At 69.1% G+C, this 20395-nt stretch carries 15 protein-coding genes and 2 pseudogenes; 6 read left to right on the top strand and 11 right to left on the bottom strand.

Annotation, left to right across the window (positions count from 1 at the left end; all coding sequences use genetic code 11):
• Positions 1-146 precede the first annotated feature (146 nt).
• The 3 genes and pseudogenes from recQ to O159_RS11185 all read left to right on the top strand — a co-directional run bounded on the left by recQ (position 147) and on the right by O159_RS11185 (position 6522).
• Positions 147-2153 (top strand): DNA helicase RecQ, encoded by a 2007-nt coding sequence (gene recQ, locus O159_RS11200; protein WP_021755897.1) that lies wholly within the window; start codon positions 147-149, stop codon positions 2151-2153.
• Between the two features lie 164 nt (positions 2154-2317).
• Positions 2318-3310 (top strand): annotated as a pseudogene (locus O159_RS11195) (IS481 family transposase); the annotation flags it as partial.
• Between the two features lie 1139 nt (positions 3311-4449).
• Positions 4450-6522, top strand: a complete 2073-nt coding sequence (locus O159_RS11185; protein ID WP_021755895.1) for an acyl-CoA dehydrogenase family protein — start codon at positions 4450-4452, stop codon at positions 6520-6522.
• 52 nt (positions 6523-6574) lie between these two features.
• Here the strand turns inward: O159_RS11185 and O159_RS11180 are convergent, their stop codons facing one another.
• The 6 genes and pseudogenes from O159_RS11180 to O159_RS11155 form a co-directional block, all read right to left on the bottom strand.
• Positions 6575-7141, bottom strand: a complete 567-nt coding sequence (locus O159_RS11180) for a flavin reductase family protein (RefSeq protein WP_021755894.1) — start codon at positions 7139-7141, stop codon at positions 6575-6577.
• A gap of 144 nt (positions 7142-7285) precedes the next feature.
• A complete protein-coding gene (locus O159_RS11175; RefSeq protein ID WP_081689881.1) occupies positions 7286-7606 on the bottom strand; it encodes an FAD-binding oxidoreductase in 321 nt (106 codons plus the stop codon).
• On the bottom strand, positions 7596-8369 hold the full coding sequence (locus O159_RS15955) for a hypothetical protein (protein ID WP_236609478.1): 774 nt from the start codon (positions 8367-8369) through the stop codon (positions 7596-7598). Before O159_RS15955 ends, O159_RS11175 begins: the two co-directional genes overlap by 11 nt.
• A gap of 608 nt (positions 8370-8977) precedes the next feature.
• Positions 8978-10069, bottom strand: a pseudogene (locus O159_RS15950) (MFS transporter); the annotation flags it as partial.
• Entirely contained in the window at positions 10066-10419 is a 354-nt protein-coding gene (locus tag O159_RS11160; RefSeq protein WP_021755890.1) for a cupin domain-containing protein, read from the bottom strand. The gene O159_RS11160 and the pseudogene O159_RS15950, both read right to left, overlap by 4 nt.
• 40 nt (positions 10420-10459) lie before the next feature.
• Positions 10460-11194 (bottom strand): YqcI/YcgG family protein, encoded by a 735-nt coding sequence (locus O159_RS11155; RefSeq protein WP_021755889.1) that lies wholly within the window; start codon positions 11192-11194, stop codon positions 10460-10462.
• A gap of 322 nt (positions 11195-11516) precedes the next feature.
• Between O159_RS11155 and pip the strand changes: the two genes are divergently transcribed.
• Positions 11517-12476 carry a prolyl aminopeptidase gene (gene pip / locus O159_RS11150; RefSeq protein WP_021755888.1) on the top strand — a complete coding sequence of 320 codons (960 nt, stop codon included), beginning with the start codon at positions 11517-11519 and terminating at the stop codon, positions 12474-12476.
• A gap of 9 nt (positions 12477-12485) precedes the next feature.
• On the opposite strand, the gene O159_RS11145 is transcribed toward pip, so the two are convergent.
• Together O159_RS11145 and O159_RS11140 are read right to left on the bottom strand one after the other, a co-directional pair.
• The gene (locus O159_RS11145) at positions 12486-12908 is read right to left on the bottom strand and encodes an adenylyltransferase/cytidyltransferase family protein (RefSeq protein WP_021755887.1); all 423 of its coding nucleotides are present in this window, start codon (positions 12906-12908) and stop codon (positions 12486-12488) included.
• Between the two features lie 29 nt (positions 12909-12937).
• The gene (locus O159_RS11140) at positions 12938-14350 is read right to left on the bottom strand and encodes a sugar transferase (RefSeq protein ID WP_021755886.1); all 1413 of its coding nucleotides are present in this window, start codon (positions 14348-14350) and stop codon (positions 12938-12940) included.
• 417 nt (positions 14351-14767) lie between these two features.
• Here O159_RS11140 and O159_RS14665 point away from each other — a divergent pair, with 417 nt between their 5' ends.
• Positions 14768-15442, top strand: a complete 675-nt coding sequence (locus O159_RS14665) for a DNRLRE domain-containing protein (RefSeq protein WP_021755885.1) — start codon at positions 14768-14770, stop codon at positions 15440-15442.
• On the top strand, positions 15439-15888 hold the full coding sequence (locus tag O159_RS11135) for a glycoside hydrolase family 71/99 protein (protein ID WP_021755884.1): 450 nt from the start codon (positions 15439-15441) through the stop codon (positions 15886-15888). The genes O159_RS14665 and O159_RS11135 overlap by 4 nt, the downstream gene beginning before the upstream one ends.
• 1472 nt (positions 15889-17360) lie before the next feature.
• Here the strand turns inward: O159_RS11135 and O159_RS11130 are convergent.
• From O159_RS11130 to O159_RS13440, 3 genes are all read right to left on the bottom strand, one after another.
• Positions 17361-18518, bottom strand: coding sequence for a glycosyltransferase (locus tag O159_RS11130; protein ID WP_021755882.1), 1158 nt, complete (start codon positions 18516-18518; stop codon positions 17361-17363).
• Positions 18519-18520: 2 nt separating this feature from the next.
• The gene (locus O159_RS15090) at positions 18521-18694 is read right to left on the bottom strand and encodes a hypothetical protein (protein ID WP_169725696.1); all 174 of its coding nucleotides are present in this window, start codon (positions 18692-18694) and stop codon (positions 18521-18523) included.
• 238 nt (positions 18695-18932) lie between these two features.
• Positions 18933-20351, bottom strand: a complete 1419-nt coding sequence (locus O159_RS13440; protein ID WP_021755881.1) for a WecB/TagA/CpsF family glycosyltransferase — start codon at positions 20349-20351, stop codon at positions 18933-18935.
• Between the last annotated feature and the right edge of the window lie 44 nt (positions 20352-20395).

The raw sequence follows: 20395 nt of genomic DNA, 5'->3' as shown, positions 1-20395 counted from the left end.
AGGGGCCGCATCCGCTCCACCGGCTCCGCGAAAGATCCCGGACCGAGCGCCGCGCCGACGTCATCGGCTTCCGGCCGAGCGGTGGGCGGACAGGGCGTCGCCGCGGGAGCTGGGCTCGCGCGTCTGCGCATCGCTACGATCGGGGGATGAGCTGGAACACCTGGGTCCCGGACGACCGGGACGCGCCCCCGCTGGACGAGGAGCCGCCTCTCCCCGCCGCCCAGGACCCGTACGCAGGCGAGGACCCGTACGCCCGTGAGGACCCGTACGACGGGATTCCCTTCGGAAACGCCGCGCCCGCCGCGCCCGCCGCCCGGACCGCTGCCGTCCCCGCGCCCGCCCGTTTCGCGACCCCGGCCGAGGCGCTGCGGCGTGTTTTCGGCTACGACTCCTTCCGCGGCGACCAGGCGGCGATCATCGACCGCGTGGCGGCGGGCGGCGATGCCGTCGTGCTCATGCCGACCGGCGGCGGGAAGTCGCTCTGCTACCAGATCCCGTCTCTCGTGCGCGAGGGCACCGGCATCGTCGTCTCCCCGCTCATCGCCCTGATGCAGGATCAGGTGGATGCGCTGACCGCGGTCGGCGTCCGGGCCGCGTTCCTCAACTCGACGCAGGACTCCGCCCAGCGCTCGGCGGTCGAGCGCGCGTACCTGGCGGGCGAACTCGACATCCTGTACATCGCCCCCGAACGGCTCTCCTCGGAGCCGACGAAGCGGTTCCTCGAACGTGGTCGCATCGCCCTGTTCGCGATCGACGAGGCGCACTGCGTCTCGCAGTGGGGACACGATTTCCGTCCCGACTACCTCGCGCTCTCCGAGCTGGCCGAGCGCTGGCCGGGAGTCCCGCGCATCGCCCTCACCGCCACGGCGACCGAGGCGACGCATCGGGAGATCACGCAGCGGCTCGGTCTGGAGCGGGCCGAGCACTTCGTCTCCGACTTCGACCGGCCCAACATCCAGTACCGCATCGTCCCGAAGGCCGAGGTGCGCAAGCAGCTGCTCGACTTCATTTCGGCGGTGTACCCGGGCGAGGCGGGCATCGTCTACGCGCTCTCGCGCACCTCCGTCGAGCGCACCGCCGAGTTCCTCGCCGCCCGCGGGCTGACGGCGCTGCCCTATCACGCGGGGCTCGATGCGCGGACCCGCGCGCGGACCCAGGCGCGCTTCCTCCGCGAGGACGGCGTGATCGTCGTGGCGACCATCGCGTTCGGGATGGGCATCGACAAGCCCGATGTCCGCTTCGTTGCGCACATCGACCTCCCCAAATCCGTCGAGGGCTACTACCAGGAGACCGGCCGCGCCGGGAGGGACGGCCAGCCCTCGACCGCGTGGCTCGCCTACGGCCTGCAGGATGTCGTGCAGCAGCGCCGCATGATCGACGACTCCCCGGGCGACCTCGCCCACCGTCGCCGCCTCACGCAGCACCTGGACGCCATGCTCGCGCTCTGCGAGACCGTGCAGTGCCGCCGCGTGAACCTGCTCGGCTACTTCGGCCAGCGCTCCGATCCCTGCGGCAACTGCGACACCTGCCTCGTTCCTCCGGAGACCTGGGACGGCACGGTTCCCGCCCAGAAGCTGCTCTCCACGGTCGTCCGGCTGCAGCGGGAGCGCAATCAGCGCTTCGGCGCCGGGCACCTGATCGACATCCTGCGCGGCAAGCGGACGGCGCGTGTCGATCAGTACGGCCATGACCGCCTGGCCACCTGGGGCATCGGCGCAGACCTGAGCGAAGGCCAGTGGCGCGGTGTGGTACGGCAGCTGATCGCGCTCGAACTGCTGAAGCCCGAGGGCGAGTACGGTGTGCTGGCGATCACCCCGGAGAGCGCCGCCGTGCTGGCGGGCGGCCGCGAGGTGGTGCTGCGACGTGAGCCGGACCGGCCGGAGCGCGCGGTCCGCGGTCCGCGCGCCGCTGCGCCGAGCGAGCTGCCGCCCGCGGATCAGCCCCTGTTCGAGGCGCTCCGGGCGTGGCGGACGGGGGAGGCGAAGGCGCAGGGGGTCCCGGCCTACATCGTCTTCGGAGACGCCACCCTCCGCGCCGTCGCCGCGGCCCGTCCCGGAAGCCTCGGCGACCTGGACGGCATTACCGGAATCGGCGCGAAGAAGCGGGAAGCCTACGGGCAGGCTCTGCTGGACGTGGTGGCCGCGGGCGAGTAGCGAGTGAGGGCCGTGCGATCGTCGCGTCGTCCAACCTCTCGGTCGTGTCGGCTTGTGCTGCTCAGGGACGTTGGTTGAGGTGTGACGCGATAGATGGGTGAGGACCTCCCGGTCGAGAGTGGGGCTGTCTAGTTTCCCTGCACTCGATGACTTAGGAGGTCCTCGTGACCCACGCTAATGCTGCTTTGACTCCTCGCGAATGCCTCCGCCTGGCCCGCCAAGTCGTCGACGACGGCTGGTCCGTTGCTGCGGCGGCGACCTACTTCCGAGTGTCCTGACGCACCGCGGACCGATGGGCTCGTCGTTACGTGGAGATGGGCGAGGCGGGAATGCTGGACCGTTCGTCACGGCCGCATCACAGCCCGAACAAGACCCCGCGAAGACTGGTCCGCAAGGTCGTGCATCTGCGGTGGAAGAAGCGGCTGGGACCAGTCGGTATCGGCGCCCAGCTCGGCATGCCCGCCTCGACCGTTCACACGGTCCTCTCCCGGTGCCGGATCAATCGGCCCAGCCACGTCGACGTCCGCACCGGCGAACCCGCCCGCCGCTACGAGCACGAGCATCCCGGATCGATGATCCACGTCGACATCAAGAAACTCGGCAACATCCCCGACGGTGGCGGCTGGCGCTACGTCGGACGTCTCCAGGGAGAGCGGAACAAGGCCATCACCGCGAAGCGGACCGGGAAACACGGGATCACCGGCGACATGATCACCGGCACAGCGTTCGTTCATACCGTCATCGACGATCACTCCCGTGTCGCTTACGCCGAGATCCACGACGACGAAACCGCCGCCACTGCAATCGCTGTTCTGCGTCGAGCGGTCGGCTGGTTCGCCAGCCGTGGCGTCACCGTCGAACAGGTGCTCTCCGACAACGGCTCCGCATACCGCTCATACGCCTGGCGCGACGCTTGCGCCGAGCTCAGCATCCAACCGAAACGCACCCGGCCCTACCATCCGCAGACGAACGGCAAGATCGAACGCTTCCACCGCACCCTCGCCGACGGCTGGGCATACGCCCGGCACTACAACTCCGAATCAGCCCGCCGCAACGCACTCCCGGCCTGGCTGCACTCCTACAATCACCACAGGCCCCACACCGCCATCGGCAGCCAGCCACCCATCAGCAGATTGACCAACGTCCCTGGGCAACACAGGAAATATTTCAGGGATGTCAGCCCTCCGAAGCGGGGATTCTCGCTTCGTCGGCAGCCGAGTGCGTATCTGATCTTGGAATCCGATGGGGCCACCAGAACGATCGGTTTCGATGATCTTGCTCAGTGGCTCGAGGTCGATGGATCGAGAGTCGATTTCTACTTCTGCCTCGATGGCGCGCAACACCTCAATAAGACTGGTGACCTCGCGACATGGGTGGAGTACTACACGGGGAACTACGTGGACAATCCCGAGGTTGACGGTCACACTCCTTGAAAACGCTCACCGGTAAGTCACAGCGCGTACGGCATGGATCGGGCGTGTGGAACGAATCGGTGGCACCTGATCTGGCTCGTGGTTTTGGCGCCCGTGTCCGTAGTGAATCAGACGTTGAACGAGCTCCGCTCAAGCGTCTACAATGTGCTGACCAGCGCCTTCGGTGCGCCCTGATCCGCGGCGGTGTTCCCACGCCAGGGCCGCCGCAATCGCTCTGCCGTTACGCCAACGAAAGAGGAATGGGCGGCGCTGGCTGGTCTTCCCGCCTCCTCGGCGCTCCCTGCCGGGGTGTCTCTCACCACCGACGGCGCCGTCACCGTCGCTGGTCTGGAATGGTTAGGCGCCCGCGCCTACGACCCCGCCACCCGCGGGTTCCTCTCGGTCGACCGGGACTGCTGAGGGTTTTGGTGGCTCCTGGTCTGTGGTGGTGCGTGCCGCTGTTGGAAGGATGTTCATCATGCCGAAAGCGTTTCCGAAGGAGTTCCGGGACGATGTTGTCGCGATCGCGTTGAGGCGGGAGTCGTCGTTCGCGCAGATCGCGAAGGACTTCGGGATTTCCGTGTCGTGTGTGCAGCGGTGGGTGAAGATTGCCGAGGTCGATGGTGGTCGCCTGGCCGTTAGGGATCTCCTTCCAGCGAGGACGAACCCTCACAGGCCGGACGTCAACCGCACTCGGGGCAGGCTGCTGTTCACAGACGCCGGGAAGCGGCATTCAGCGGGTGCGGATGCCCCGTTTGGAGCTTCCCGCAACGGTAGGGTGACCGCCGCGGGTGAGGTTTGTAGCGGAGCGCCGATGGGTTCCGCTCCGCGGTCCGACCGACGTACTGTGACCCTGACCCCAGAGACAGCGATAAAGGAAACTCATGGTCGATACTGCCGAGCGTGCCGCCACGAAGTCGTCCGACTCCATCCCGGCCCCCGCAGCAGAGCCCCGCGTCGACGTCGAGGCGCTGGGCCGTCAGCTGCTGGGCGAGTGGGTCGAGATCCGGCTCGCCTCGCGCGAGCTGGCGAAGCGTCCTGAGCTGCAGAAGGTCGAGGGGCTGTCTGTCGCGGAGCACCGCAAGCGGGTGTCCGCCCAGCTGAAGCTGCTCGTCGAGAACGGCCAGGTGCATCGCGCGTTCCCGAAATCCGTCGGCGGCGCCGACGACCACGGCGGCAACATCGCCGCGTTCGAGGAGCTGGTCGCGGCCGACCCGTCGCTGCAAATCAAATCCGGCGTCCAGTGGGGCCTCTTCGGCGCGGCCGTTCTGCATCTCGGCACCGCGCGCCACCACGAGAAGTACCTGCCAGGCATCATGTCGCTCGCCGTCCCCGGCGCTTTCGCCATGACCGAGACCGGGCACGGCTCGGATGTCGCCAGCGTCGCGACCACCGCGACCTACGAGCCGGAGACGCAGGAGTTCGTCATCGACACTCCGTTCCGCGGGGCGTGGAAAGACTACCTCGGCAATGCCGCCGTGGATGCGACGGCCGCTGTCGTGTTCGCTCAGCTCGTCACCCGGAACGTCAACCACGGCGTCCACGCGTTCTACGTGCCGATCCGGGACGCCGACGGCGCTTTCCTGCCCGGTGTCGGCGGCGAGGACGACGGCCAGAAGGGCGGACTCAACGGCATCGACAACGGCCGGCTGCACTTCACCGGTGTCCGCATCCCGCGCACCGATCTGCTGAACCGCTACGGCGATGTCGCGGAGGACGGCTCCTACGTCTCGCCCATCCAGAGCCCCGGCCGCCGTTTCTTCACCATGCTCGGGACGCTCGTCCAGGGCCGCGTCTCGCTCGACGGCTCCGCGACCATCGCCGCGAAGCTCGGCCTCAAGATCGCTCTCACCTACGCGAACGAGCGTCGCCAGTTCACCGCGGGGAGCGACACCGATGAAGAGGTCATCCTCGACTACCAGCGTCACCAGCGCCGGCTGCTCCCGCTGCTCGCGACCACCTACGCCGCGAGTTTCGCGCACGAGATGTTCCTCCGCACGTTCGACGACGTCTTCAGCGGACGGGCGGCGACCGACGCCGACCGCCAGGATCTCGAGACCATCGCCGCGGCGCTCAAACCGCTGAGCACCTGGCATGCGCTCGACACGCTGCAGGAGGCCCGCGAAGCTTGCGGCGGCGCGGGCTTCCTCACCGCCAACCGGATCACCTCGCTGCGTCAGGACCTGGACATCTGGGTCACCTTCGAAGGCGACAACAACGTCCTCCTCCAGCTCGTCGCGAAGCGCCTGCTCACCGATTTCAGCCGCAAGTTCGCCCAGGCGGACGCGGGAGCCCTGGCCCGCTACGTCGTCACCCACGCGGCCGACCGGGCCTACCACGGCAGCGGCCTCCGGAGCGTGGCCCAGATGGTTCGCGACGCCGGCTCCACCGCGCGCTCGGTCACCTGGCTGCAAGAGCCGGCGACCCAGCGCGAACTGCTGACGGACCGGGTGGAGACGATGATCTCCCAGATCGCCGGGCACCTGCGCCCCGCCGCCAAACGGGACAAGAAAGCCGCGGCCGCCCTGTTCAACTCACAGCAGAACCAGCTCATCGAGGCGGCGCGGGCTCACGGCGAGCTGCTCCAGTGGGAGTCTTTCACGGATGCTCTCGAGCAGACGCGAGACGCCGGCACCAAACAGGTCCTCCTTTGGCTCCGCGATCTGTTTGGTTTCGGTCTCATCGAGAGGAACCTCGCTTGGTATCTCATGAACGGCCGGCTCTCCCCGCAGCGCGCGCAGGCTGTCAGCGCCTACATCGAACGGCTGCTGACGCGCTTGCGCCCGCACGCCGTCGATCTGGTGGACGCTTTCGGCTACGGCCCCGAGCTGGTCCGCGCGGACATCGCGACGGGTACGGAGGCGGAGCGTCAGGCGGAGGCGCGCGCGTATTACGCTTCGCGCCGCGAAGACGGGACGCTGCCGGTGGAGGAGAAGGCGGCCAAGGAGAACCGCTGAGGCCCGGAGACGTGGTCATCGCCCCTTCTTCCCGGCGCGAGCGGCTCAGGGGTCAGCGAGGCGCGGTACCCGGAGCGGAGGCGAATCGTACAGCGAGGGCGTTTGAAACGGGCTTGAGCTGGCAGGCGAGGGCGAGTCCGGCTGCCTTCTCCTCGTCCGACAGCCCCAGATCCAGCCGCATCTGCGCGTCCCCCATCAACACGGAGCATTGACAGGTGGAGCAGATGCCTGCCCGGCACGAGTAGGGCACGTCGAGTCCGGCATCGAGCATTGCCGACAGCAGGTTCTCGTTCTCCGGCCACCGCACCGCATGCGTCTGTCCGAAGAGATCGACGACAGCGGTCGCCATTGCCGCTGGCGGAGCGTTCTCTGAGGAGTCCGAGGAGCCGAAGGATTCAAGGACGAGACGCTCATCGGCGATGCCCTGCTCGGAGCAGACGGACTGAACGAGATCGCAGAACCCGCCGGGGCCGCAGACGACGGCGGCGGAGTACCGTTCCCCGTTCCCGGCCAACTGTTCGATGTCCTTCGCACTCGGTCGCCCGAGTTCGGTCGAGTTCCAGGTGGTCCATCTTCGCGGTGCGCTCGCGGGGACATCCTTCGTCAGAGCGCGGAGCACGGCGGAGGGGAGAGCGGCGCAGTCCTCTTTCTGCCCGACGAAGACGACATCGGCGCTGCTCAGAGTGCGCTGCTCGGCCAGCCCTCCCAGGATCGAGATCCCCGATCCGGCGACCAGGCAGAGAATGCCGTCGTCGCCGAGGGACTACGGCAGAATCGTGGTCGGTATCGACTCGCTCACCCAGATCCGGCCGCCGAGCTCGACGGCGGACATGAGGCCGTCCGAAACGCCACCGCCGCCGGTGGAGCGGATCAGCAGGCTCAACTCACCGTCCGGGTGAGTCGTGAACACGGTGAAAGAGGAGACTCGCCGCTGCTCGCGAGGGGATTGCAGGCTCACATTCACCGTTTGTCCGGCGGAGACAGCGGGCGAAGCTTCGTCCGGCTTCACCCGGACGAGCAGGCTTGACGATGTGAGCCGCGTGCGCCGAAGGAGCCGGGCCGTCATCCAGGGGTCACTGCGCACCGCTGGTCTCCTCGAGCATGCTGGCGAAGACGTCGCGCACCTCGTGAGCGTTCCCGGCCACCTCCGCCTCGTCCGCACCGGAGACGAACACCAATCCCAACGCTTCCGAGTCCAGCAGCGAGTGTGTTTCCGGATAGGTCGTGCCGGACCAGGCTTGAATGTCGCCGGACAGGACGAAGCCCAGCCGGAGAATCCTGCCCGGGTCGGCGTCCGCCCGGAGGGTGGCCGGGCGGACGAGGCTGAGGAACTCGATGGCGGCGTGAGCGTCCAGCCGGTATCCGGGCGGTCGGGGAATGTCCCGGCCGGCTGCGGTGTCGGTTTCGGCGTGCATCTGCGAGGTTCCCGTCAGCCGGTGGGTTTTCAGCGGGTGGCCGGCGCCGTGTGGCCGGGCGCCGAGGTCGATCAGGCACGGACCTTCCGCATCGAGGATGATCTCCATGTGGACGGAGCCTTCCCGGTGATCGAGAGCCTGGAGGACTTCGAAGGCGTACGCGGTGAGCAGGGCCGTCTCTGGGGAACCCCACTCCAGCCAGCGCAGACGGTCGTAGACCATCGCTCCGGTCGAGGAGGGGTGCTTGTCGTAGGCGCAGACCGCCAGAACGCGATGCTCGCCCGCGTGCGAGACCGTGTCCACCACGTATTCGCGACCGCTGACGAACTCTTGAATGAGCGCCTGCGGCGGCACGCCGCCGAAGAATCCGGGAGCGGACGCGATCTCTTCGATGGCGTCGATGCCCTGCCAGCGGTCGTTCGCGACCCGCACGCCGACGCTGCCCGTCCCGACATCGGGTTTTTGACGACCAGGGGGAAGGCCGCCTCCGCCAGCAGGGAACGGTGGGCTCCCGCTCTGACCTCCTCGGTGGTGAGCACGCCGATCTGCCGGGGTGCGCGCAGTCCTGCCCGGCGCACTGCGGCGTAGAGGGCGGGCTTGTCCCAGAATCGTCGCCCGCCGTCCTCGAACGCGGTGGAGGCGAGCCCGAGCTCGATCTTGACCGCTTCGGCCAGGGGGACCCCGGATTCGGCTCCCGTGATCACTGTTTCGACATCGCGGTCACGGCAGAAAGCGCACGATCTCTGCCAGCTGGTCGTCCGAGGACTCATCGATCGCGAGGTGCGGAACAGTGCTCCCTTCGGAGAGCCCGCTGTCGAGGGCGCGGCGGGTCCGGACGACGTGATATTCGACACCGGCGGCGCGCAAGAGGCCGTGATAGTGAACGCCCGAGCTGAAGGGATCAATGAGAAGCACGGACACGGGGCCTCCTGGCGGTGCGCGACACCGCAGTGCATGCGGCGAGAGTGAGGGCGGCGGACACGAGCGTCAGAATGAGGAAGCCCGTCCAGGCGCCGCCCGCGAGGACGAGCAGCCATCCAGCTGCCGATCCCCGGTCCCAGCGCCGCCCCGACGGACTGGAATGCGGCCAGACGTCCCTGAGCGCGCGATTGAGCGGCGGCGGAGGACAGCTCTGCCACGTAACTGTTGGACATCGGAGCGAAGACGCACTCTCCGACGGAGAACAGCACCCAGCTGATCACGGCGACTGCTGTGACGTTCGCGAAACTGCCCGTCACGGTGACGCCGACGCCCATGACGACCACGCCGATGGCGAGAGCGGCATGCGCGGGCATTCTCTTGGTCACATGGCTGAGCGGGTACTCGATGGCGATCACGATGACGGGATTGATGATGAGGAGCAGCGAGTAGAGCTGCACCCCGTTCGGCTCGGTATCGAGTCGCAGCGGCACGGCGCTCTGGTGCTGGGCGTAGACCACCATGGCCAGAGCCATCGCCACGTACACGAACGGAAGGGCCAGCCGCGGGATCGCGTTCGGCTTCGGGACAGCCGCCTCGGTCGCGGGTTTGGCGGCCTCGTCCCGCGTCTCGGGCTGAGCACGATCCGCTTTTCGCCGCCCGAGGCCCCCGAGCAGGACGACGGGGACGAGTCTCGAACCGGCCGCCGAGAACCAGAAGAGCAGGTCGAAGTGCTCACGTCCGATCAGCCCCACGATAGCGGGCGCGACGATGCTGCCGACGTTGATGAAGATCCGGTAGAACGCGAACCGGGTGACCCGGTCCGGTCCGTCCGCGGACGCCGCGATGAGCGCTGAGGCCGGCCCCACGAACGCTTGTGAGACCAGCACGCTCGCCGCCGAGATGCCGACGACCCACCAGGTCATCGAGTAGTCGATGACGGCGAGGGCGGCGAAGAGCGCCACATTGATCAGGGTGCTCCCGAGCAGAATCGCGAGCCGGCCGAATCTGTCCGCGAGCTGCCCGCCGAGGAGCGACCCGCCGACCCCGGCGATGCCGACGATCAGCAGCGCGATGACGACGGTCCCCGCCGTCATCCCCGTCTCGGAGAAGAAGATGGCGGCGAAGAGTCCGAGGAAGCCGGTGGCGCGGTTGACGAAGGTCGCGAAGGACAGCGCCCAGACGTCGCGGCCGATGCGCCGGGACCCTGTCATGACGGGAAGACGCGCGTCTCGGCGGCTTTGCCTCCCTCCGGGAGGATGAGGTAGCGGCACACGCTGTCGTGATTGATGGACTGGTGGATGGTGTTCGCCGGGAGGCTGATCACGGCGCCCGGCCCGACATCGTGGCGGCCGGCGATGTTCTCGGGAGATCCTTCGGCCCATTCGAGTGTCATGGTCCCCTCGAGGACGACGAGCGTCTCCGTCACGGAGTGGCTGTGCCAGGAGTGAACTTTGCCGGCCTGATCCGTCTGGAATTCGATGCCGCCCTGTTCGGGAGCGAAGGTGTCGAGGGCCTCGGTGACGCTCAGCCGGGCGCCGAGTTTGATGCGGGGAGCGGTCATGGTCTTCTCGCTTTCAGGGTGAGTCTCGTCGGTGTTCGAATCAGAAGCGATCGAACGGGCAGGACGCTGGGATGTCCGCAGAGGTCCCGTCGTCGAGGTAGTACTGATTCCATTCCCGGTTGCTGACGTCGCCGAAACTGCCCAGGTTCTCCGGGAGAGGCGCTGTGTCGTAGCTCGCGAAGCGTCCACGGATGATCGCGCGGGCGGCATCGCCTCGGGGGGTGCCCTCCGCGATGTCGTCGAAGACGAAACGCGGTTGGAACGTGACGGCCACGCGAGACAAGCGCCGGCTGAGGCGGTGCTCGTGGAGTTCGGTGTTGACGACGACGAACATCGGCTGACCGTTGAAGGCGAACTCGAACTGCGGATCGTCCAGGCTCTGCGAGATGTCTGGGGGCCACGGAGCGCTGTCCTGCTCGGAGACTTCTCCAAGCAGCTGCCAAAAGCGTCGCCAGTAGCCCGCATGGGTGCTGTCGGCATTCCACGATTCGAAGAAGCACACCAGCGATGTGCGCTTTCCGAGGTCGTGGCATACCTCGGTGAACTGGCGGAGAATCCGGGAGAGCTGGGTCGCCTGGTCCCCGGCTTCGTCGCTCACGAAGCCGTAGCGCAGAGTGCCTCTCGTGACGGCCTCGACGCCGAAGATGCACGGGAATTCGTTGTCCTTGTCAGTCATCCGGGCGTGGAACTCCTCGAACACCCCGGCTTTCCAGCCATCCAGGTCACCGCTCTCCTGCGGCGAAACGAGAACGTTCGTCAGTGATGCTTCAGTCATCGGGCTTTCTCAGTGCGGCGGTTGTTGTCTGGCTGCCGAGGTGCGGCTTGTTTCGACGCAATAGCCGGGGTCCGGCCGTTCGCGAGCCGGTTCCGCCCGTCTTGCGACCGAACGAACTCCTGTGATTTCTCATCATGCAATTTTTGATGTTTGTTGCCCAGCCGCCGCACAAGTCGCTCACGGGTGAACCGGTCCTTCTCCGGGCGCTCCCGGGAACCACGCGCCGAGGACATCGCTCGATGGTGCGGCGCAGCGGTCGCGCTGGCTGCTGTGCGCGGTGTCTCACAGCCCGCTGGGGCCGGCTGTCCGGTACGGTCGGTGCATGCGCAGCCTCTACCCCGAGATCGAGCCGTACGACAGCGGGATGCTGGATGTCGGCGACGGACAGCAGGTGTACTGGGAGACGAGCGGCTCCCCGGAGGGGAAGCCCGTGGTGTTCCTCCACGGCGGCCCCGGCGGCGGGACGACCCCGGCGCACCGGCGGCTGTTCGATCCGGCGAAGTACCGCATCGTCCTGTTCGACCAGCGGAACTGCGGCAGGAGCCTGCCGCACGCGAGCGAGCCGGAGGCCGACCTCGCGGCGAACACCACCTGGCACCTCGTCGCCGATATGGAGGGGCTGCGGGAGCGCCTGGGGGTGGAGCGCTGGCAGGTGTTCGGCGGCTCGTGGGGGAGCGCGCTGGCCCTGGCGTACGCGCAGACGCATCCCGAACGGGTGACGGAGCTGGTGCTGCGCGGGATCTTCACCCTGCGGCCGGAGGAGCTGGACTGGTTCTACGAGGGCGGCGCGTCGGCGCTGTTCCCCGATCTGTGGGAGGGATTCCTGGAGCCCGTTCCCGTGGAGGAGCGCGGCGACCTGATTCAGGCGTACAGCCGGCTGCTCGCCGACCCGGACCCGGCGGTGCATGGGCCGGCCGCCGTCGCGTGGTCCCGGTGGGAGTCGTCCACGATCACTCTGCTGCCGCGGCCGGAGCTGGTCGCCAGCTTCACGGAGGAGAAGCACGCGGTCGCCTTCGCGCGGATCGAGAACCACTACTTCACCCATGCCGGCTGGTTCGGGGAGGATCAGCTGCTGCGGGAGGCCCACCGGCTGGCGGACATCCCGGGTGTCATCGTTCAGGGCCGGTACGATGCGTGTACGCCGCCGATGACGGCGTGGGCGCTGCACCGGGCCTGGCCGCAGGCCGAGTTCCGGATGATCCCGGATGCGGGGCACGCCTTCGATGAGCCGGGCATCCTGGACGCGCTGATCGAGGCGACCGACCGGTTCGCGGGGCCGTGACGGCCGCGGTCAGCCGGCCAGCGCGTCCAGCGCGCGCCGCAGCTGCGACGAGGACGTGGTGACGGTGTAAGGGAAGTACACGACCTCGACGCCGACAGCGGCGAACTCGCGTTCCAGGCGCATCCCCTTCTCCGTGCCCCGCCAGTCGTCCCCTTTGAAGAATACGTCGAACCGGAGCTCCCACCACACGTCGAGCTTGTCCGGAACCGTCTCCGCGCACACCTCGTCAACATAGCGGATCTGCCGGACGATCTCGAGCCGCTCGGCCAGCGGCACGACCGGCTCGATCCCTTTGGTCAGCCGCAGCATGTCATCCGAGACCACCCCGGCGATCAGATGGTCGCAGGCCGATCGCGCGTGCTTGAGGATGTTGAGGTGCCCGATGTGGAAGAGGTCGAAAGCCCCTGCTGCGTAGCCGACCCTGCGGGTCATGGCCCCTCCTTCTGCCGTGCGGTCGTGTCTCAATAGGCTCCGGCGGGGTGCAGGAGCACTCGCAGCGTCCGCCAGACGATGACGAGGTCGCCGAGCAGCGACCAGTTCTCGACGTAGTAGAGGTCCAGCCGCACGCTCTCCTCCCAGGAGAGATCGGAGCGCCCGTTGATCTGCCACATCCCGGTCAGCCCCGGCTTGATGAACAGGCGGCGGTGGACATGGTTCTCGTATCCCTGCGCTTCGGACGGGAGCGGGGGCCGCGGTCCGACCAGGCTCATGTCGCCGAGGAAGACGTTGAGAAGCTGCGGCAGTTCGTCCAGGGAGAATCGGCGCAGCACCGCTCCGAGGCGGGTGACGCGAGGGTCGTGCTTCATCTTGAACAGCACGCCGTTCCCCTCGTCTTGTGTGCGGAGCCCCGCCAGCTCGGCCTCGGCGTCCACCGCCATCGAGCGGAACTTGAACATCCGGAAGGACTCGCCGCCGCGCCCGACCCGTTCCTGGCTGAAGAAGACCGGGCCGCCGTCCTCCAGTTTGACGAGCAGGGCGATGACGGCGAACAGGGGCGTGAGCAGCAGAAGGCCGAATGCGGCGCTGACGATGTCGAAGGCGCGCTTCAGGAGATGCTTGCCCCCCTCGAATTGCGGGATCTCGACCTGGATCAGCGGGAGGCCCTCGACAGGACGGAAGCGGATGCGCGGCCCGGCGACATCCGTCAGGGGAGAGGCCAGGACCAGACTGGTCGCGGTCCCCTCCAGCTTCCAGGACAGCTCGCGGACGAAGTCGCCGTCGCCGCGGGCCCGGCCGGCGACGATCACCGTGTCGGCGCCCAGCCGCGCGGCGGCCGGAGCGACCCCGTCGAGGTCGGAGACGATCGGCACCTCCTGTGTCTTCGTCGAGATGGTCCGGCTCAGCGCTTCGCGCTTCCTGCTGCCCGTCCGTTTGCCGGTGTCGAGCGCGACGCCCACGACTTTGTAGGTGGCGCCCGAGGCTTTCTCGATGCGGTCGACCACGTAGTCGACGTCGCGGAGACCGCCGACCACGAGCGCCCGCGAGAGGTAATGGCCGAAGACCCGGTGCCGGATGAGCCAGCGACGCCACAGCCACCGCGACAGCAGGACGCACACCGTCCCGGCGGGGAGCGCCACGATGAAGGAGCCTTGCCCGATGTCGGCTTTCGCCAGGAGGAACAGGATGGCGAGGAGGCTGAAGGTGAGGGCTGTGGCGTTGACGACGCGCTTGTACTCGGAGACGTCGACGCCGACGACGCGGAGGTCGTGGGTGTGGTACAGGGTCAGCATGCTCAGCCAGGCGAGCGCGATGACGAGCGAGATCGTGAGGGAATGGGCGAGGAACTCCGCGACCGGCTCGCCGGATTCGTCGAAGCCGAATCGGAGGAGCATCGCACCGACCGTGACCGCCAGGACGATCGCCGTGTCCGACACCAGAAGCAGTGTCCGGGTAGTGCCGGGCCCAGGCGCGTTCCGAGAAGACGGTGCCGGTCTGTTCGCGGCGCAGCTCCAGCGCACCGATCCTGGACTTGATGACCGTCATCGCCGTGCCCTCCCCACACTGTGAGCGCCTCTGCATTCGGATTGCATTGTGCGGAATCGCTGAGAAGATCACTAATAAACTGACTGTTTCTCAATTATTCACAAAGGTGAGGTTACATCATTTTCATGTCCGGCGCACGCCCTCTTCGGGGGTGATCCGGCGAGGGGCGAGTAACGGGTCGGCGACTCACTGTGCCCCGTATGAGTGTCGCCACTGTCCGGCGATGCCGGTTATGCTCCCGGTGTCCATCCCGAAGCCCGCCTCCCCTCGCGCCAGCTCGGCCTGACGACCGCATTGGAACCCCCGCCATGACCCCGTTCGGACCCGCTTCCCCTGCCCGCGGTCCCGAACCGAAGAGCGGCCGCTTCCCCCGCCTCTGGCGTACGCTGACCGCCCTGGGAACGGCCGTCGCCCTCGCGGTCGCGACCGCCGTTCCCGCCGCTGCCGCCACGAGCGGCGCCCCCGTGGGGGACTCTGTGACACTCGCGGCCTCGCAGGCGACCTGGATCACGAGCCGAGAGCCCGCCGCAGCGCACGACCGCTCTCCCTTCCTCAGCGCGACCGCGAGCGCCGATCGCGCTTTCCTCGCCTTCCCGACGGCCCAGCTCGCCGCGGGCAAGACGATCGCTTCGGCCACTCTCACGCTCCGCGTCGGCTCGACCGCGGCCACCACCGGCGGATTCCAGGTCTATCCGACCTCCGCGAATTGGAAGGCCGCGAGCCTGACCGCGCTCAACCGCCCGGTCTCCAGTGCGACGCCCGCGAACACCGCGCTCGTCAAAGCGACGGCCGAAAGCAGCGTCAGCATCCCCGTGCGGCCCTCCGCGATCGCCACCGGGAGGGACACGGGGCCTTCGAGATCGCCTACTCCCAGCGCTACGTCGGGACCACCTTCACTGCACCGCGGCTGTCCATCGTCTACGCGGCCGCGCCGCCGGCCGCGCCGGCCACGAGCGCTCCCGCGCCGGCCGTCCCGCCGGTGAGCGCCCCCAGCGCGACCGGAATCGGCGGTTCGTTCCCCATCCCCGCACCCGGATCGTCGGCCAGGAAAGTGTTCGCGCACTACTTTCCGCCGTACCCGATCTCGATCGACAACGCCGATCCGGCCTCGGACTACTACGCGCGCAACTACCTCGATCCGAACGGAGAGGGCGGCAAGCACCTGGCCTACGGCGGTCTGCTCCGGGACCGCCCGATCGGCCGCGAGCCGCTCGGCGGAGACTGGCGCTCGACCGATCTGCGCACGGAGGTGGACCAGGCGGCGGACGCGGGAATCGACGGGTTCACGCTCGATCTGATGAGCTGGTCCGGACAGAACTGGGACACCGCGGTCCGTCTCATGCAGGCCGCGGCCTCAGCGAAGCGGGGCTTCACGGTCGTCCCAAACCTGGATGCCATCGCTGCGCGCGTCGCCAGCGCGATCAAGTGACACCGCCGTGACCGCCGGCTTCCCCCTCCGCGCGGACGGCGACCGCGCTCAGCGCCCGGGATCGCGTCCGCTCCCCCGGGGGACCCTCAGCGCAGTCCTTCTCCTTGCGTTCTTCTCCGCCGCGGTTCCGCTGCTGCTCGTCGTGGACGTTCCCGACATCGGGCGGAGTTTGGCGTGGACGCTGACCATCGGCGTCGCCGTCTGGGCGGGAGCCCGGCTGTCCTTCGCGATCGTGAGCGGCCAGGCGCGCCTGTTCGACTTCTTCTTCTGGCTGTTCGCCTACATTTTCATGGGGCTCGCCCCCACCGTGCAGATCCGCAGTGGCCTGCTCTCGACGACCACTCCCGGCATGAGCCCCGACCTCGATGTCCCGGCCGCGCTCGTCGTGTGCGCGGGGCTGCTGTGCTACGAGGCCGGCCGGGCGCTGGCGATCCTGCGGGAGCGGAGCCTCCGGGCGCGCCAGAACGGAGCCCTGCCGAACGAGCGGGCGGGTCAGCGGGTGCTGGGGGTGAACAGGGGGCGCACCCTGCTCTTGCTCGCGATCGGCGTCGTCTTCTCGGCCTACTTCGTGCAGAGGATCGGCGTCGGCACCCTGCTGAGCAGCAGGGACACCGTGTTCGCTGCCCGCCAGGCCGCGTGGCCCGATCCGGCTGTCCGCTCCGTCATGTACGCACTCGCGATCTATCCACTGCTCATCGGGATCGGTGCGCTGGCGGTCTTGCGTCGTGGTTCGGACCGGAGTCGCGGGTTCCCCCTCGCCGTCCTCCTCGGCGCGACCGCGCTCCTGCTCGTGGTGGTCAACCCGGTCAGCAGCGTGCGCTACAGTCTCGGGACCGTGTGGTTCGCCCTCGTGGTGTACGCCGGTGCGATGCTGACCGTCCGCCGGAGGCGGACGCTCCTGGGAGCGGCCATCGCCGGTCTGATCTTCGTCTTCCCGCTCGCCGACGCCTTCCGCCGGGTGACGGTCGACGTCAGCTGGGACGGGTTCTTCGGGGAGTACAAAAGCAGCCCGGACTACGACGCGTTCTGGCAGATCGCGAACGCCCTCTCGTTCGTCCACGACGGACTCGTCGTTCCTGGTCGGCAGGCGCTCGGGACGCTGTTCTTCTGGGTCCCGCGCGCTCTCTGGGCGGACAAACCCGTCGACACGGGCATCCTGCTGGCGGACTACAGCGGGTACCCGTTCGCCAACCTCTCCGCGCCGCTCTGGGCGGAGGCGCTCGTCAACGGCGGGCTGATCGTGGTGGTGGCGGCGTTCGCCGGTCTGGGAGCCCTTCTGCGCCGATTCGACACCCGGTTGGTCCCCGCGTTCGGCCAGAACGGTCTCTGGGCCATCGCCGGAGCCATCTTCCCCATCTACCTGCTCATCCTGCTCCGGGGATCGCTGCTGCAAGCCTCGGGCACCGTCGCTGTCGCCATCGCCTGCCTCCTCTTCGTCGCGCAGCGACCGGAACGGCCGGATGAGGCCCGCCTCAGACCCTCAGCCGGCGATCTCCGTCTCGCGGATCGTCTTCCCGCGGCCCGGCCGCGGCTCGCCGGTAGACCGTCAGAAGCTCCCGGGCGATCGACGCCATCGAGAAGCGCCCGGTCGCGGCCTGCCGTCCCGCCTCGCCCATCGCCCGGCGAAGCTCCTGATCCGCCAGGAGGCGTCTGAGCGCCGCGGTGAGCGCGTCCGCCGAGTCGCCGACGACGATCCCGGCGCCGCTCTCCTCCACGGCGGGGGCCAGCCCGCAGCTGTCCGTGACGATCACGGGGAGGCCGGCCGCCATCGCCTCCAGAACGCTCATGGGGTAGGGCTCATCGACAGCGGGCAGGACGTAGATCGACGCCTCGGACATTCGCGCGTCGGTGGCCTCCGGGCCGATCGGTCCCTCCCAGACGATGTCCGCGCCGGATTCCGCGGCCAGCTGGACGACCTCCCCGGCCCGGCCCTCGTCCGGTCCGACGAGCCGGAAGCGCACAGCGGGGAACTCGGCCGCCAGGCGTGCGGCGGCCTCGACGAAGACCTCGGGGCGTTTGCGCGGCGCGAGCCGGGCCAGATACAGCACCTCGACACCGTTCCGGCTCTGCCGGGCGCGGGAGTGCGGGACCCCGTTGCCGAGCGGGACGAGCCGGAGCCTGTCGCCGGCGACGGCGATCAGACCCTCGCGCTCCCGTGGCGTCAGATATAGGACGGCCGCCGCGTCCCGCAGCACGCTGCGCGTCCAGAAGGCGTCGAGCGGACGGGCGAGCGGGTGGGTCGAGGGGTCGATCATCCCGTGCGTCTGCAGGACGACGGGGACGCCGGCCCGTCGCGCGTGTACAGCAGCCGGAAGAGTCACGAGATCGCGGGCCAGGTGGAGGTGGACGATATCCGACTCCGCCACCGCCTCCCTGAGCCAGGAATGCAGGCCGGGCGCGGCGAGCCCGGCGAACCCCGTTCCGGGGAGGACCGTCCGCGCGGGGAAGAGCCGCGCCGGCACGCCGTCCAGGTCGGTGGGCGGGCTCCCGCCGTAGCCGCGCTGGGCTCCGGCGATGGTCACCTCGTGCCCCCGGTCGCGGAGGGCCCGCGCCTGGTTGACGGCGACCCGGACCGGTCCGCCGTACTTGCCGGTGGGGGTGACCAGGGTGACCAGGGAGACGACGCGCACGGTCAGTCTCCGGACGACGGGGTGCGCTCTGGCTGTCCCGGGGGCGGCGCCCCGGCCGCAGCGGTGACGAGCGCGTCATCGGGGACGTCGGAGGTGACCAGCGCGGTCTCGCGCCCACCACGGCGTTCCGGCCGATCCGGCAGCCGCGCAGCACGGTCGCCCGGGTGGCGACCCACGCGCCGTCGTCGACGGTGATGGGCGCGTTGTCGAACTCGAAGGTGGGCGAGCGCCGGTCGTGGCTGCCCGTACACAGCAGCACCTCCTGGGAGAGGCAGACATCGTGGCCGAGCGCGGCGGACGGACGGCCGACGCGCGGCACCGGCCGTCGTCGCGGACTCCTGCGCACCCCTTCCGCGTCGAGCGCGAATCGTCCGCACGAGCTCCCCTGCCGCCGCCCCGGCGCGAAAGCGATCGTCAGACGGGTCGCGCGGTCGCGGCGGGCTCGTACCAGACCGTCGCGCCCTGCTCGCGGATGCCGCGGAACGTCCCGTCCCAGCGGCCCGCGGCGTTCGCTGTCGGCACGTGGATGAGCAGCGCGGCCTCGTCTGCGGCCTCGACGGGGTGCGCGAAGGCGTAGCTCTCAGCGTCCCGGTCCACACCGCTCAGCGACCGGGGCCGGTTCGGGAAGCGCTCGCCGAGCATCGCATCGCCCAGAGCGCGCCAGGGCGTCGGATCGCGCAGCAGCGACTGCGCTGTCCGGCCTTCCGCCGTCTCGACGCGGGGGACGACGATGCCCGCGCCGCTCGCGCGCATGCGGCGGTTCAGGGCGGCCACGGCCTCCCTGTCCAGCCGGAGGTCGTGACGGATCACCAGCAGTTGCTCGGCGTCGCCGGCGGATGCGACGGCGTGCCCGACGGCCGCGGCGAACCCGTGCGTCCCGTCGATCACGCGCACCCGCTCGGGCGCGATGCCCTCCCGGTCGCGCAGAGCGTCCGCCAGCCCATCGGCATCGCTTTCTCCGTCGGTCACGATTGCGACGGCGAGCCGGCCAGTGCCGTCGGAGGGGGAGAGCGCGGTCGTCGTGGCGGTCTCCTCGTCCACCCAGCTGCGCACCTCCCGGTAGGCGGCCGGTCCCTGTCCGAGATAGCGGCGGGCGAGGCGGCGCGGTTCGAGCATCAGCCGCCACGCCCACTCCATGCCGATCTTCGCGATCCAGCCCGGAGCGCGCTGGACGCGTCCCGCGAGGAAGTCCACCACCGCGCCGAAAGCGAGCAGCACCCGCGCGCCGGTCAGAGCGCCGTATTCGGCGATCCAGAGCTCCTGCCGGGGCTTTCCGATGCCGACCACCAGGATGTCGGCGCCGGCCGAACGGATCTCCGCGGCGATGGCGCGCGAGGCCGGAGGGTCGGCCAGTTCGGTTCGCTGCGGCGCCCAGAAGCCGGCGACGCGCAGGCCGGGGCGCTCGGCGCGGAATTGCGCGGCGAGCTGGGCGTGCGTCTCCTGGCTGCCGCCGATGAAGGCCACCGAGAGGCCGTCGCGCTCCGCGGCGTCCAGGAGGGGGCCGACGAGATCGCTGCCGGCGAGCCGCGGCCAGTCGCGCCCGGTCAGCCGCCGGGCCTGCTGGGCGATCGGGGCCCCGTCGATGAGGGTGACCCACTCCACGGCGTCCTCGCCGCCGAGGTCGTCGGAGCCGCCGATCGTTCCGGCCCAGCGGCCCTTGCGCCCGAAGTGGTGGACGTGGTCGAGGTTCGCCGAGACGACCGCGAGCGGAGCGCGGCCGCTGTCCTGGGCGCGGTCGTGAATGAGGGCGAGCGCGCCGTCACGGTCGAGCAGATCGATCGTCATCGCGGGCGTGCGGATGATCGGCCAGGTTTCGGGGGTTCGGGTTTCCACCCCAAAAGAATACTACACTGCGTATTTGTATACCTGTTTCGAAC

This window comes from Leifsonia xyli subsp. cynodontis DSM 46306 (assembly GCF_000470775.1).
GTDB lineage: Bacteria > Actinomycetota > Actinomycetes > Actinomycetales > Microbacteriaceae > Leifsonia > Leifsonia cynodontis.
This window is presented reverse-complemented; position numbering and strand designations above follow the sequence as displayed.

What these genes read in the sequence shown, in the direction of transcription:
- recQ (WP_021755897.1), top strand. Translation starts at nt 147, where the DNA reads ATGAGCTGGAACACCTGGGTCCCGGACGACCGGGACGCGCCCCCGCTG.
- O159_RS11185 (WP_021755895.1), top strand. Translation starts at nt 4,450, where the DNA reads ATGGTCGATACTGCCGAGCGTGCCGCCACGAAGTCGTCCGACTCCATC.
- O159_RS11160 (WP_021755890.1), bottom strand. Translation starts at nt 10,419, where the DNA reads ATGACCGCTCCCCGCATCAAACTCGGCGCCCGGCTGAGCGTCACCGAG.
- O159_RS11155 (WP_021755889.1), bottom strand. Translation starts at nt 11,194, where the DNA reads ATGACTGAAGCATCACTGACGAACGTTCTCGTTTCGCCGCAGGAGAGC.
- pip (WP_021755888.1), top strand. Translation starts at nt 11,517, where the DNA reads ATGCGCAGCCTCTACCCCGAGATCGAGCCGTACGACAGCGGGATGCTG.
- O159_RS11145 (WP_021755887.1), bottom strand. Translation starts at nt 12,908, where the DNA reads ATGACCCGCAGGGTCGGCTACGCAGCAGGGGCTTTCGACCTCTTCCAC.
- O159_RS14665 (WP_021755885.1), top strand. Translation starts at nt 14,768, where the DNA reads ATGACCCCGTTCGGACCCGCTTCCCCTGCCCGCGGTCCCGAACCGAAG.